Origin of the sequence: Lentzea nigeriaca (genome assembly GCF_016907955.1) — a bacterium.
GTDB classification, from domain to species: domain Bacteria; phylum Actinomycetota; class Actinomycetes; order Mycobacteriales; family Pseudonocardiaceae; genus Lentzea; species Lentzea nigeriaca.
Map to the genome: position 1 here is coordinate 186,497 of NZ_JAFBCX010000010.1, position 12,170 is coordinate 198,666.

General features: G+C 70.7%; 12 protein-coding genes. 5 read left to right on the top strand and 7 right to left on the bottom strand.

Features of this window, described 5'->3' with window-relative positions:
* Positions 1-16 precede the first annotated feature (16 nt).
* Positions 17-1,231: an FAD-dependent monooxygenase gene (locus JOD27_RS30865; RefSeq protein ID WP_204765809.1), complete on the bottom strand. Its 1,215-nt coding sequence runs from the start codon at positions 1,229-1,231 to the stop codon at positions 17-19.
* Between the two features lie 84 nt (positions 1,232-1,315).
* On the opposite strand from JOD27_RS30865, the gene JOD27_RS30870 reads away from it, so the two are divergent.
* A complete protein-coding gene (locus JOD27_RS30870; RefSeq protein ID WP_204765810.1) occupies positions 1,316-1,852 on the top strand; it encodes a TetR/AcrR family transcriptional regulator in 537 nt (178 codons plus the stop codon).
* A gap of 2 nt (positions 1,853-1,854) precedes the next feature.
* Here JOD27_RS30870 and JOD27_RS30875 read toward each other — a convergent pair whose 3' ends face one another.
* On the bottom strand, positions 1,855-2,640 hold the full coding sequence (locus JOD27_RS30875) for an SDR family NAD(P)-dependent oxidoreductase (RefSeq protein ID WP_204765811.1): 786 nt from the start codon (positions 2,638-2,640) through the stop codon (positions 1,855-1,857).
* An 86-nt stretch (positions 2,641-2,726) separates the two neighbouring features.
* Here JOD27_RS30875 and JOD27_RS30880 point away from each other — a divergent pair, with 86 nt between their 5' ends.
* Both JOD27_RS30880 and JOD27_RS30885 read left to right on the top strand, forming a co-directional pair.
* Positions 2,727-3,584 carry a helix-turn-helix transcriptional regulator gene (locus tag JOD27_RS30880; RefSeq protein WP_204765812.1) on the top strand — a complete coding sequence of 286 codons (858 nt, stop codon included), beginning with the start codon at positions 2,727-2,729 and terminating at the stop codon, positions 3,582-3,584.
* A 111-nt stretch (positions 3,585-3,695) separates the two neighbouring features.
* On the top strand, positions 3,696-4,460 hold the full coding sequence (locus JOD27_RS30885; RefSeq protein ID WP_204765813.1) for an alpha/beta fold hydrolase: 765 nt from the start codon (positions 3,696-3,698) through the stop codon (positions 4,458-4,460).
* 40 nt (positions 4,461-4,500) lie between these two features.
* Here the strand turns inward: JOD27_RS30885 and JOD27_RS30890 are convergent, their stop codons facing one another.
* Together JOD27_RS30890 and JOD27_RS30895 are read right to left on the bottom strand one after the other, a co-directional pair.
* Positions 4,501-4,914 (bottom strand): hypothetical protein, encoded by a 414-nt coding sequence (locus tag JOD27_RS30890; protein ID WP_204765814.1) that lies wholly within the window; start codon positions 4,912-4,914, stop codon positions 4,501-4,503.
* Between the two features lie 43 nt (positions 4,915-4,957).
* Positions 4,958-5,740: a pentapeptide repeat-containing protein gene (locus JOD27_RS30895; RefSeq protein WP_204765815.1), complete on the bottom strand. Its 783-nt coding sequence runs from the start codon at positions 5,738-5,740 to the stop codon at positions 4,958-4,960.
* Between the two features lie 406 nt (positions 5,741-6,146).
* Here JOD27_RS30895 and JOD27_RS30900 point away from each other — a divergent pair, with 406 nt between their 5' ends.
* Both JOD27_RS30900 and JOD27_RS30905 read left to right on the top strand, forming a co-directional pair.
* Positions 6,147-7,145 carry a coiled-coil domain-containing protein gene (locus tag JOD27_RS30900; RefSeq protein ID WP_204765816.1) on the top strand — a complete coding sequence of 333 codons (999 nt, stop codon included), beginning with the start codon at positions 6,147-6,149 and terminating at the stop codon, positions 7,143-7,145.
* 14 nt (positions 7,146-7,159) lie between these two features.
* Entirely contained in the window at positions 7,160-8,542 is a 1,383-nt protein-coding gene (locus JOD27_RS30905; RefSeq protein ID WP_307830423.1) for a tyrosine-type recombinase/integrase, read from the top strand.
* Here the strand turns inward: JOD27_RS30905 and JOD27_RS30910 are convergent.
* Genes JOD27_RS30910 through JOD27_RS30920 form a run of 3 tightly spaced genes read right to left on the bottom strand, consistent with a single transcriptional unit; the run spans position 8,514 to position 12,089 of the window.
* On the bottom strand, positions 8,514-10,685 hold the full coding sequence (locus JOD27_RS30910; protein WP_204765817.1) for a xanthine dehydrogenase family protein molybdopterin-binding subunit: 2,172 nt from the start codon (positions 10,683-10,685) through the stop codon (positions 8,514-8,516). The genes JOD27_RS30905 and JOD27_RS30910 overlap by 29 nt on opposite strands.
* Entirely contained in the window at positions 10,682-11,644 is a 963-nt protein-coding gene (locus tag JOD27_RS30915) for an FAD binding domain-containing protein (protein ID WP_204765818.1), read from the bottom strand. The genes JOD27_RS30910 and JOD27_RS30915 overlap by 4 nt, the downstream gene beginning before the upstream one ends.
* Positions 11,631-12,089, bottom strand: a complete 459-nt coding sequence (locus JOD27_RS30920) for a (2Fe-2S)-binding protein (RefSeq protein WP_204765819.1) — start codon at positions 12,087-12,089, stop codon at positions 11,631-11,633. Before JOD27_RS30920 ends, JOD27_RS30915 begins: the two co-directional genes overlap by 14 nt.
* Between the last annotated feature and the right edge of the window lie 81 nt (positions 12,090-12,170).

Genomic DNA, 12,170 nt, shown 5'->3' on the forward strand with positions numbered 1-12,170 from the left:
CAGTGAACTAAAGCCGTCAGGGCGCCGAGACCTCGGCGCCCTGACGCTCGTAGTCCTTCACGTGCATCGAGTCGTGCAGCCGGATGCCCTTCGTGTTGAGCTTGGCCACCGGCCGCAGCAGCCACGACGGCAGCGACGTCACCAGCTGCGCGCCCCGCGTCAGCGCCCACACACCGGCCCGCGTCGACGGGATCAGCGTGGTCGCCACGCCCAGCGCGAGCTTGCGGCTCGCGTGGACGATGTCGCGCATCTCGTTCTCGTAGCGCGCGAACGCCGCCGGGTAGTCGTCGGTGTGGGCCAGCTCGCCGGCCAGCACGTACGCGCCCAGCACCGCGAGGCTCGTGCTGCCGCCGATCGCCGGTCCCGGGCAGTAGGCCGCGTCACCGACCAGACCGACCCGCCCGCGCGACCAGCTGTCCTCGCGCAGCTGCGTGATCGAGTCGAAGTAGAACACCCGATCGCTGTCCAGGTACTCCAGCCAGCCATCCACCTCGGGGTTCAGGCCCTGGAACGCCTCCCGCAGCAACTGCTTCTGCCGCGCGACGTCCCGGTGGTGGTAGTCCAGCTCCTCGGCCGTGCGGAACAGGAACACCGCCCGCGCGTCGTCGATGTGCTTCGCCCCGTACACCGCAGCACTGCGACCCGGCCCGATGTGCCCGGTCATCGCCCCCGCCTCACCCAGCTCACGCGGCACCGACAACACCGCCAGATACGCGCCGGTGAACGTCTTCTCGACCTCGCCGAACACCAGCCGCCGGACATTCGAGTGCAGTCCGTCGGCGCCGATGACCAGGTCGAACCGGCGCGGCGCCCGCGACTCGAACGTCACTTCGCCGTCCTGCCCGATGGACGTGATCGAGTCGCCGAACAGGTACTCGACGTCCTCGCGCGCGGCGTCGTAGTAGATCTCGCTCAGGTCGTCGCGCATCACCTCGACGTGCCGGTCGGACGCGAACGCGAACAGCTTCGTCACGTCGGCACTGATCGGCTTGCGCGTTCCCTCGCGCAGAAACGTGATCCGCTCGGTCCCGGTCGCCAGCGACTCGATGCGCTCCAGCACGCCCATGCGTTCGGAGATGTCCATCGCCGGCTTGAACAGGTCGACCGCGTGCCCGCCGGTCTTGCGCAGCACCGGCGACCGCTCCACCACCGTCACCTCGTGCCCGTACCGGGTGAGCCAGTAGGCCAGCACCGGCCCGGCGATGCTCGCACCGGAAACGAGAATACGCACGTCAATCACCCTTACTTAACGGTCGGTAAGTGCTTGCCCGCGAGCCTAGCACCACACTTACCAACCGTTAAGTAAGATTTACCCGTGGCCAAGCCCTCCGACACCAAGCAGCGCATCCTGCAGACCGCGCGGGAGCTGTTCGCGAGCAAGGGCGTGCAGCAGACCAGCCTGCAGGAGATCGCCGACCGCCTCGGCATCACCAAACCCGCGCTCTACTACCACTTCTCCTCACGCGAGGAGCTGGTCCGCAGCATCATCACCCCGCTGCTCGACGACGGCGAGGAGTTCATCGCGCGAATGGAGGCCCGTGAGGACGTGCAGCCCCGCGAACTGCTCGAGGGCTTCTTCGACTTCCACCACCGCCACCGCGCCGGCATCCTGCTGCTGCTCACCGAGATGACCACCCTCGCCGAGCTCGGCCTGGTCGACATGGTGCTGTCCTGGCGCTCCCGCCTCACCCAGCTCATCTTCGGCCCCACCCCGACGCTGCAGCAGGAAACGCGCGGCGTGCTGGCGCTCGGCGGCCTGCAGGACTGCACCATGCAGTTCCCCGACGCTCCGGTCGACGAGCTGCGCGCCGCGACCGTCCAGGCCGCCTGGGACGCCCTCGGGCTGGACTGAACTCAGGCGCCGGCGCCGCCGTCGACCGGCACGATCGCGCCCGTCACCATCGAGGCCCGGTCGCTGAGCAGCCACGCCGCCACCTCGGCCACCTCCCGCGGCTCGGCCATGCGGCCGAGCGGGATCGCCGTGGTCACCTGATCAAGGATGCCGGGGGTCGCCGCCTCCCACGCGTCGATCATCGCCGTCGCGGTACCGCCGGGCGTGATGCCGTTGACCCGGATGCCGTCCCGGGCCCAGCTCACCGCCGCGGTCTCGGTGATGCTGTTGAGCGCGCGCTTCATGGCGCCGTACGCCGGCAGGGCGGGGTTCGCGCGGCGGCTGCCGATGCTGGAGGTGTTCACGATCGCCCCGCCGCCGGAGCGCCGCATGAGCGCGGCCTCCGCGGTCATGGCGACCCAGTGCGACCGGAAGTTCACCGCGAACTGCTCGTCGACGTCCTCGTCACTCGTGGTGTCGAGCGGGCCGGGGTGCTGGATCGTCGCACCGTTGTTGAAGGCACCGTCGAGCCGTCCGTGCAGCTGCTCGACCCGATCGACCGCCGCGCGGACGCTCGCCCGATCGGAGAGGTCCAGGGTGACGGCGTCCGCGACGCCTCCGCCGTCGCGGATCTCGGCGACGATCCGGTCGAGCGCGTCGGTGCCGCGGGCGGCGAGCACGACGGCGGCGCCCTCGGAGGCGAACAGCCGGGCCGCCGCCGCCCCGATGCCGCGGCTGGCACCGGTGATGAACACGACCTTGCCGGTGAGCAGGCCGATCGGGGTGATGTCGATGTTGTCGTTCGTCATGGACAACAGCGTCACGCCCGGCCCGGGCCGGATGCAGGCACAACCGGTACCAGGATCCGCCGCCCCGCACCGGGCAGACTCGGCGTATGGACAAGCAGGAGCTCGCAGGGTTTCTCCGCAGCCGCCGCGAACGGCTCCAGCCGCAGGACGTCGGCCTGCCCGCCGGGCCACGCCGCCGCACGCCGGGCCTGCGCCGCGAGGAGGTCGCGGTGCTCGCGCACATCTCCACCGAGTACTACGTCCGGCTCGAACAGGGCCGGGCGCCGCGGCCGTCGGGCGAGGTCCTGGCCGGGCTCGCCGCGGCGCTGCGGCTCACCGATGCCGAGTCCGACCACCTGCACGTCCTCGCCGGCACCGCACCGGCCCGCACCAGGACACTCCGGCGCGACGTCCGCCCGAGCATTCTCGCGCTGCTCGAGCGGCTGCCGCAGACCGCCGCGTTCGTGATCTCCGCCGCGTTCGAGGTGCTCGCGTGGAACGATCTCGCCGCCGCCCTCATGGAGGACTTCGCCGCGCTCGCCCCGCACGACCGCAACCTCGCGCGCCGCGCGTTCCTCGGACCGCAACGACCGGACACCGCGCTGTACGGGATCTCCGACGCCGCCGAGTTCCGCCATCACGTCGTCATGCAGCTGCGCTCCACCGTCGCCCGCTACCCGGCCGACCCCGCGGTGACCGGTCTCGTCGACGAGCTCCGCGCCGCCAGCCCCGACTTCGCGCGCCTGTGGGAACGGCACGACGTGCAGGCCGCACCCGTGCTCACCAAGACGTTCCAGCACCCGGTCGTCGGCGAGATCACCGTCGACTGCGACTCGCTCCAGATCACCGACCGCGATCAGCACCTCGTGCTCTACAGCGCCCCACCGGGATCCCCCGACGCCGACACCCTGGCGCTTCTCGCGATAGCGAGGGGGAGCGCGATCACGCCCTCCGCGCGGCAATAGGATTCACGCGCACACCTCACGGTTCACCAGATGAGAACCGGCTCTCGAAACCGGTCTCACTTCCCGTGAACCCGAGGTAGGGTCCGGAAGCCGAGTCACGCGGGGAGAGACATGCGCGCCGTCGAGATCAGACCTGGGGTCCGGATCCGCTGGGTCGAAGTACCGGGTGCCACGCCCGCCCGCGTCTACCTGCACGGCCTCGGCGCCTCGTCGGCGCCCTACTACGCCGAAGCCGTCGCGCACCCGCTGCTCGCCGGCCGCCGCAGCCTGATGATGGACATGCTCGGCTTCGGCATCAGCGACCGCCCCGCCGGCTTCGCCTACTCGCTGGAAGGCCACGCCGACGCCCTCGCGGTCGCGCTCGCCAAGATCGGCCTGCGCCGCAGCGAGATCATCGGCCACAGCATGGGCGGCGCCGTCGCCATCGTGCTCGCCGCACGCCACCCCGAGATGGTCCGCTCGCTCGTCCTCGTCGACCCCCACGTCGACCCCGCCACACCGGCGCTCGGCGCACCCGGCAGCCGGGGCATCGCCGCCTACGGCGAAGCCGACTTCCTGTCCCACGGCTTCGAACGCGTACTGCGCGACGTCGGCCCGCACTGGGCGGCCACCATGCGCATGGCAGGCCGCGAAGCCCTCTACCGCAGCGCCGTCGACCTCGTCCGCGGCACGTCGCCGACGATGCGGAAACTGTTGCTGGAACTGGAGATCCCGCGGGTCTTCCTGCACCCGGAGGACGCACCGCCCAGCGGTGCCCGCGAACTCGCCGCGGCCGGTGTCCAGGTCATCTCCGTGCCGAACACCGGCCACAACATCATGATCGACAACGTCGAGGGCTTCGCTCGCGCGGTCGCCCAGCAACGCCTGTCCGTCTGACCCGCCGGGTGCGTCCGACCGCCGCACTCCCCACGAGCAATCAGCAATCCCGGTTGGTGTAAGCGCTCCAGCCGTCCTCACCCAGCGACACCACACCGAGCGCACGCGTGCACCGGCCGGTCGTGTTCGCCGGCGACGACCACACCTCACGCTGGTCGAGCCGGCCGATCACCTTGCCGTGATCCTTGTTGTCGCTGGTCGTGACCACAGAGGCCGTGACGTGGAAGAGGTCGTACTTGGCGGCCCAGTCCGCCCACACGAACACATAGCTCCAGTTCTTGCCGCACCCCGCGAACTGCTTCACCGACGCGGCGGTCTGCCCGCCCATCTTCACGTGCGCGGTCGGCCCGAGCTGGTAGGCCGACGCACACCCCGGCGGGGTCTCGGCGTGCGCGACGCCGGGAGCGAGCAGCCCCGCCACCACGGCCGCGACGAACAGCAGTGCCTTCTTCATGATCAGCACTCTCGCAGCGGCCGCTGACACCGCCCTGACAGCTTCAGCGGCGCTTGCCCGCACTCCAGTGCGACGGCCGGGTCAACGCCGCGGGAAGCTTCGTCCGCGCGTCCCCACGCGCCGCGTTGACCTGCGGCTGCGTCAGGAACAGGCACGTGCTCAGGTCCGCACCCGACAACTCCGCGCCCCGCAGGTCGGCACCGATCATGTCCGCCCGCGACAGGTCCGCGTTCGTGAGATCCGCACCGATCAGGTACGCGCCGCGGAAGTCGGCGTTGCTCAGGTTCCTGTTCCGCAACCGCGCACCGATCAGGTCAGCACCCCGGTACGACTTCGCGCTCGTCCGCAGCCGCTCGCTCGTGCGCAACAGCAACACGTTCACCTTCGCGCGGATCTCCGGCACGTCCAGCGCGAGGATGTCGTCCGGCCCGGCGACGGTGTGCCGCTCGACCTCGGCGAACGCCTCGTCGAGATCCGCGTGCGGGTCGAGGCGACGAGCCTCGGCGAGATACCAGAGCAGCTCGTGCAGCTGCCGCACGACGGGGAACACCGCGAACATCTTCCGCCGCTCACCGGTACGCCAGTCGACGCCACCGAACACCTGCTGCGACACGCGCTGACCAGCACCGAAGCAGTCGTAGACCGTGCAGCCGGGATACCCCTTCTGCCGCAACTGGTCGTGGATGCCGCAGCGGTGGTCGGCCAGCAGGTTGCGGCACGGCGTCCCGGCGTCCTTGGTGGCCGCGAAGTCGGCCGACTTCGCGAACGGCAGCGCGACGCAGCACAACCCGAAGCAGTTGGCGCAGTCGCCCTTCAGCTCGTCCATCGACGATCAGCCTACGTCGTCGCTTCAGCCGCAGTTTTCACAGTCCGGGTGGTCGTCTTGATGTTTGTGGCGCCACACGTGAACCGACAACAGATCGCCGGTGTGTCGACCTTGTGACACCACTCGTCGCGACACCTCAGGCCACGAGAGCCTGTGGGCCGGGGTCCCTTCACCCCACCCGCTCTTTCGTCACTGTGACGACCCCCTAGTTCTCGCCCACAGGTTCAGGGCACCGCCATCGTGGCAGATTTGCCTATGCATACCTTGCCGACATAATGACACTTATCTCGGTAACCTCCTCCACAGGTTGACGGTTCCAGAAACAGTTAGCCGTTTCTGAATCTGGAAACACTAACTATGTTAGGCTGCGCGGGTGATGGAAGTTCTCGAAACCGCAGGTCAGGCCATGCGAACGCGGCCCTGCCGGTTCTGCGGCGCACCGGTGTCGGCCAGGAAGCCCACGGGCCGCCCTCCGCTCTACTGCTGGGCCGACGGCAAGGACTGCCAGGCGCAGGCAAAGCTGCAACGCGCCGCCGCGAGAGCAACCGACCTCGCCGGCGGCGAGGTGGTGTCGATCAGGCAGTCCGCCGCGGACCTCGCTGAGCAGCTGGACGAGGCCTGGGAACCGCTCAACGCCCTTCTGGAGGCGATGACAGCGGCGCGCGCGGACCTCGACGCCGTGCGGGAGAACCTGATCGCCCGCGCCGAGACCGCCGAGGCCGACGCCCGCGAAGCCCTGGAACAACGCGACCGGGCACTGGAAGCCGCCCACGCCGCCGAACTGGCCAGGGACGAGGCACTGCGACAGGCCGCCGACGCCCGCGCGGCCGAAACCGCGGCACTCAAGACCCGCGACGCCGCCGAACAGGCCCGCGTGGAGGCCTACCGCGCCCGCGACCGCATGCAGGCCCAACGTGACGCCGCCGAACACCGTGCAGCCGAGGCAGCGGCCCGCGAAGCCGCCACCGCACAGGCAGCCGACACCCGCGTCGCCTTGGCCCACGAACAAGCCGCCCACGCCAGGGAGAACACCGCCCGCCTCACGGCCGAGCTCGCGGTGGTCCAGCAGCAACTCGGCGAAGAGCGCCAACGGTTCGCCGCTGAACGAGAGGCGTTCAGCGGCCGGCTGGACCAGGCCCGCACCGCACACCGCGACGAGCTCGAGCGGCTGCAGCGCGGCCGGGCCGACGAGATGGCCGCGTTGAAGACCGCTTACGACAGCTCCCTCACTACCGTCGCGGCCGCGTTCGAACAGCGCGCGCGACTGCAGCAGGACAGCTACGAGACGCTGCGCACCCAGGCCGAGCGGGACGCCGAGGAGCTGCGGCGGTTGCGTGACCTGGTCGAACAGCTGCGGCAGCCCGCACCGGAACAGGCGGACGACATCGCGGGCGATCCCACGTGAGTACGGTGACGCCTGTGGATCATGGCGAGCTGACGGTGCCGGCGCCCGGTGCGATGGACCTGCCCTCGGCGTTGTTCAGCGAGCTCGCCGAGCTGGAACGGCTGCTGCGTGACTGGCTGCTCGGCTACACCTCGCGCGCCACCCGCCTGTCCTATGCCGACGCGCTGGGCATCAGCCGCACGTGGGTCACCTCGCTCACCCCGGAGCCCTCACCACGGCCCTCGAGAGCCGCTCCCCCGGTGCGTACGGGCAAGTTCCGGCACCTCGCGTGGTTCCGGTGGTGCGACCAGGCCCGTCTGCACCCGCTCGCGGTGACGTCGACGGACGTCAAGCAGTGGCAGCAGGAACTCGCGCACGCCGGGGTGCCCAAGTCGACCCGCGCGCACCGGCTGGCGGTGGTGGGCAAGCTCTACGGCTACCTGTGGGAGCACGGGGCCGTGCCGGGTGATCCGACCAGTTTCGACCGGTCGGGCCTGGGGCTCAGCCGCAGCCACGACACGTCGGCCACGGTGGTCCTGACTGCGGGGCAGGTGGAGCTGTTGCTGCACACCGCGGCACGGGTGCGGCGCGGTGTGAGCGAGCTGATGGCGTTGCGGGCGGTGGCGCTGACCGCCCTGTTCACGCTCGGGCTGCGGGTCGGTGAAGTGACCGGGCTGAACCGGGGTGACCTGCACCAGAACCGGGGACGCAAGGCGCTGCGGGTGCTGGGCAAGGGCGGCAAGTCCCGCGTCGTGTACTTGTCCGAGCTCGCCGACAACGCGCTGACCGCCTACCTGGCGGAACGGGATCGCTGGTCACGGGCCTCGGTGCTGTCGCTGCCGCACCAGGTTGCCTCGCACAGCGCCCCGCTGATCGTCACGCGGGACGGCGGCCGGATGAACCCCCGCGACATCTGGGCGTTGCTGCGCCGGGTCGCCGCGGCGGGCGGGCCGGAGCTGGCCGACGTGGCCAATGCTCTCGGGCCGCACGTCGTGCGGCACTTCTACGTCACCAGCGCCGCTGAGGGCGGCGCCGACATGACGCACGTGCAGGCCGACGTCGGGCACGCCTCGGTCGAGACGACCCAGCGCGTCTACAACCAGGCCGCGCGCGACCCGTCCCGGTCGGCCGTCGACATCGTCGAGGCCACGCTGCTGCGGGCGCGCAACGAACGCACCAGCGTCACCGCGCTGAGCGACGCCGCGGACGACCTCGCCCGCGCCGCGGCGACCGGCGACCCCGTGGAGCTGCTGCACCAGCTGCAGGAGGTCGACCGGTTGTGCACCGGCCCCGTGGTTCCGGACGCGGTCGTGGCCTGCCTCGACGAGATCGCCCGAGCCCAGACGCATCCGCGGGTCGTCGGACACGCCCGGGCTCTGCTGGAGCGGGTCAGTCGACCAGCAGGTCCTCGATGGTGATCGGGATGTGCCGGACCCGGATGCCGGTGGCGTTGTAGACCGCGTTCGCGATCGCCGCGGCCACCCCCACGATGCCGATCTCGCCGATGCCCCTGGCGCCGACGGCGTTGTGCAGGGTGTCCGGATAACGCAGGAACTCGGCGTCGATCTCCGGGATGTCCGCGTTGACCGGGATCAGGTAGCCCGCGAAGTCGCCGTTGGCGGGGCGGCCGTTCGCCTCGAACTCCAGGTTCTCGTGCAGGGCCGCCGACACACCCCAGATCATGCCGCCGGAGATCTGGCCGCGTGCCGCCTTCTCGTTGATGATCCGGCCCGCGTCGAACACGCCGAGCAGCCGCGACACCCGCACCTCTCGCGTCCACCGATGCACCCTGACCTCGCAGAACTGGGCACCGAACGAGCTGAACGAGTGCTTGGTGAGCTCCTCGCCGGGCGCCGAGCTCCCGGTCGCGGACAGCGACTCGCGGTCCACCGCCCGCAGCAGCTCGCCGAACGGCATCGAGCGTCCGTCACCGACCACGCAGCCTTCCGCGTAGGACACCTCGACGCCGTCGAACGGCGCGCCCGGCGCCGAGGCGAGGGCGAGCAGGTCGTCGATCAGCTGGGCGGCCGCGATCATGATGGCGGTGCCCGCGCTCGCGGTGGCCGTCGAACCGGCGGACATGCCGCCGGACGGATAGGCCGAGTCGCCCAGCCGCGGCGTGACGCGGTCCGGCGGGATGTCCAGGGACTCGCCGCCGATCAGCGACAGCACCGTCAGCAGACCTGTTCCCGGATCGGTGCCGCTGGTCGAGACCACGGCGGTGCCGTCAGCGCGCAGCACGATCTCGACGGTGGCCGGGAAGCGCAGGGCGGGGAACAGCGCGCTCGCCATGCCCATCCCGACGAGCCAGTCGCCGTCGACGCGGCCGTGCGGGGTGCGCTGTGCCCAGCCGAACCGGGCCGCGCCGACGCGGAAGCACTCGTCGAGATGCTTGCTCGACCACTGCAGGTTCTTGCCGATGGGCGCGGTGGAGTTGTTGCGCAGCCGCAGCTCGATCGGATCCATGCGCAAGGCCACGGCCAGCTCGTCCATCGCGCTCTCCAGCGCGAACGAGCCTGGGGCCTCGCCGGGAGCCCGCATGAACGTGGTCGGCGGGAGGTTCAGCGGCACGATCTTCTGGCTCAGCGCCAGGTTCTGCGTGGCGTAGTACTCCCGCGCCGTGCCGTGCGAGGTCGGCTCGACGAACGAGCGGTCCATCGCCGTGCTGCACAACGAGTCGTGACGCAACGCGATCAGCGTGCCCTGCTCGTCGGCGCCGAGGGCGAGCTTCTGCACGGTCGCCGCCCGGCCGGCGGTGGCGGTGAACACCTGCTCCCTGGTCAGGGCTGCCTTGACCGGACGGCCGAGTGCCCTGGCTGCGGCCGCGGCGAGGAACGCGGGTGCGGACGTGCGTCCCTTGCCGCCGAACGCGCCACCGACGAACGGGTTCACCGCGCGCACCTGCTCCGGATCGATCTCCAGGGCGCCGGCCAGCTCCGCTGCCTGGAGGTTCGATCCCTGGTTGCCGCTGTGGACGGTCAGGACGCCGTCGTTCCAGACCGCGACGGCGGAGTGCGGTTCCATCGCGGCGTGGTTCTGCGGCGCCGTGCTGTAGGTGGCCTCGACGACGACCGGGCTCGCGGCGAGCGCGTCGTCGATCGACTCGACGCCGGGCGCGAGGAACTCCTGCGTCGACGGCGATCCGTCGAACGTCGGGGGCGCGTCCTCGGCGGTGGCCAGGCCGTCCTGCAGCGACGTCACGGCGGGCAGCGCGTGGTAGGTGACCTCGACGAGCATCGCCGCGTCCCTGGCCTGCTCGAAGGTCTCCGCCACGACGAACCCGATGGGCTGGCCGTAGTAGGCGACCTCGTTGTCCTGCAGAGGAACCCACGTCTCGCCGATGAGCGACGTCGGCCTGCGCAGCGCCAACGGGTCGAACGGCGAGTACACGCCGATCACGCCGGGCGCGCTCTTGGCGGCCGTGACGTCCATGGCCTCGATCCGGCCGTGGGCGATCGTGCTGAGCACGAGGTACCCGTAGACCATGCCGGGCAACGTGTGGTCGGCCCCGTAGCGCGCCTCGCCGGTGACTTTCAGCGGCGCGTCCACCCGGCTCGTCATCCGCGGCCTCCCTCGGTGAGTTCGATCAGTGCGCGGATGATCGTCCGCTTGAGCAGGGATCCCTTGAACGCGTTGCCGGACAACGGCTTGGCGCCATCGGCCGCTTTCGCCGCGGCCTCCTCGAACGACGCGAGGGTGGCCGGTTCGCCCCGCAGGGCGTCCTCGACCGCGGGCAGCCGCCACGGCACGGTGGCCACGCCGCCCGCCGCGACCCTGGCGTCGGCGATGTGCCCGTCTCGGACGTCCAGGGCGACCGCGGCCGAGCACAGCGCGAACTCGTAGGACTGCCGGTCTCGCACCTTGACGTAGGTGGAGTGCGCCGCCCAGTCCTTGCGCGGGACGTACACCTCGGTGATCAGCTCACCGGAGCGCAGGTCGTTCTCGACGTCGGGGGTGTCGCCGGGCAGGCGGTAGAAGTCCGCCAGCGGGACGACCCGTTCGCCGTCCTCGCTGCGCAGCGTGATCTCCGCGTCGAGCGCCACCAGGGCGACCGCGACGTCGCTGGCGTGCGTCGCCACGCAGTGGTCGCTGGTGCCCAGGATGGCGTGCATGCGGTTGGCGCCGGCGAGTGCCGGGCAGCCGCTGCCGGGTTCGCGCTTGTTGCACGGGGTGGCGACGTCGCGGAAGTACGTGCAGCGGGTGCGTTGCAGCAGGTTGCCGCCGATGCTGGCCATGTTGCGCAGCTGCTGTGACGCGCTGAGCAGCAGGGCGCGGGAGATCGCCGGGTACACACCGGGGTGTGCGGCGACGTCGGCCATCCGCTCCAGCGCACCGACGCGCAGCCCGTCGGAGGTGTCGATGCCGCGCAACGGAAGCTCGTTGATGTCCAGAACGTGCTGGGGCGTCAGCACGTTGAGCTTCATCAGGTCGACGAGCGTGGTGCCGCCGGCGAGGAACGTGCCCCGTGTCGCGAGCGCGGCGTCGACGGTCGCGGGTGCGGTGAGCTCAAACGGTCGCATCGGCGCTCTCCGTCCTCGCCTGCTCGACGGCCGCGACGATGTTCGGGTACGCCGAACAGCGGCACAGGTTGCCGGACATGAACTCCCGGACGTCGCCGGCGTTCTCGCGCACCGCGGCGACCGCCGACATGATCTGCCCGGACGTGCAGAACCCGCACTGCATCGCGTCCTGGTCGACGAACGCCCGCTGGACCGGGTGCAGGCCGTCCTCTGTGGACAGTCCTTCCACCGTGGTGACGGGACGCCGCACGGTCGCGGCCAGGGTCAGGCACGAAAGCACCGGGCGGCCGTCGACGTGCACAGTGCAGGCGCCGCACTGCCCCCGGTCGCAGCCCTTCTTGGGGCCGGTGAGGCCGACGCGCTCGCGCAGCGCGTCCAGCAGCGTCACGCCCGGCTCGACGTTCAGCCGTTCGGTCTTGCCGTTGATTTCGAGTGAGATGTCCACCGGATCTCTTTCGTCGCCGGTCGAACCGGATACTCATCCGCTTCCTCGCGTCGACGGTAGCGGATTAGAATCCGCTTCGCA

Bases quoted from the DNA above. Each gene is read 5' to 3' on its own strand.
- JOD27_RS30900 (WP_204765816.1), top strand. From the start codon at position 6,147: ATGCGAACGCGGCCCTGCCGGTTCTGCGGCGCACCGGTGTCGGCCAGG.
- JOD27_RS30915 (WP_204765818.1), bottom strand. From the start codon at position 11,644: ATGCGACCGTTTGAGCTCACCGCACCCGCGACCGTCGACGCCGCGCTC.
- JOD27_RS30890 (WP_204765814.1), bottom strand. From the start codon at position 4,914: ATGAAGAAGGCACTGCTGTTCGTCGCGGCCGTGGTGGCGGGGCTGCTC.
- JOD27_RS30895 (WP_204765815.1), bottom strand. From the start codon at position 5,740: ATGGACGAGCTGAAGGGCGACTGCGCCAACTGCTTCGGGTTGTGCTGC.
- JOD27_RS30885 (WP_204765813.1), top strand. From the start codon at position 3,696: ATGCGCGCCGTCGAGATCAGACCTGGGGTCCGGATCCGCTGGGTCGAA.
- JOD27_RS30880 (WP_204765812.1), top strand. From the start codon at position 2,727: ATGGACAAGCAGGAGCTCGCAGGGTTTCTCCGCAGCCGCCGCGAACGG.
- JOD27_RS30910 (WP_204765817.1), bottom strand. From the start codon at position 10,685: ATGACGAGCCGGGTGGACGCGCCGCTGAAAGTCACCGGCGAGGCGCGC.
- JOD27_RS30875 (WP_204765811.1), bottom strand. From the start codon at position 2,640: ATGACGAACGACAACATCGACATCACCCCGATCGGCCTGCTCACCGGC.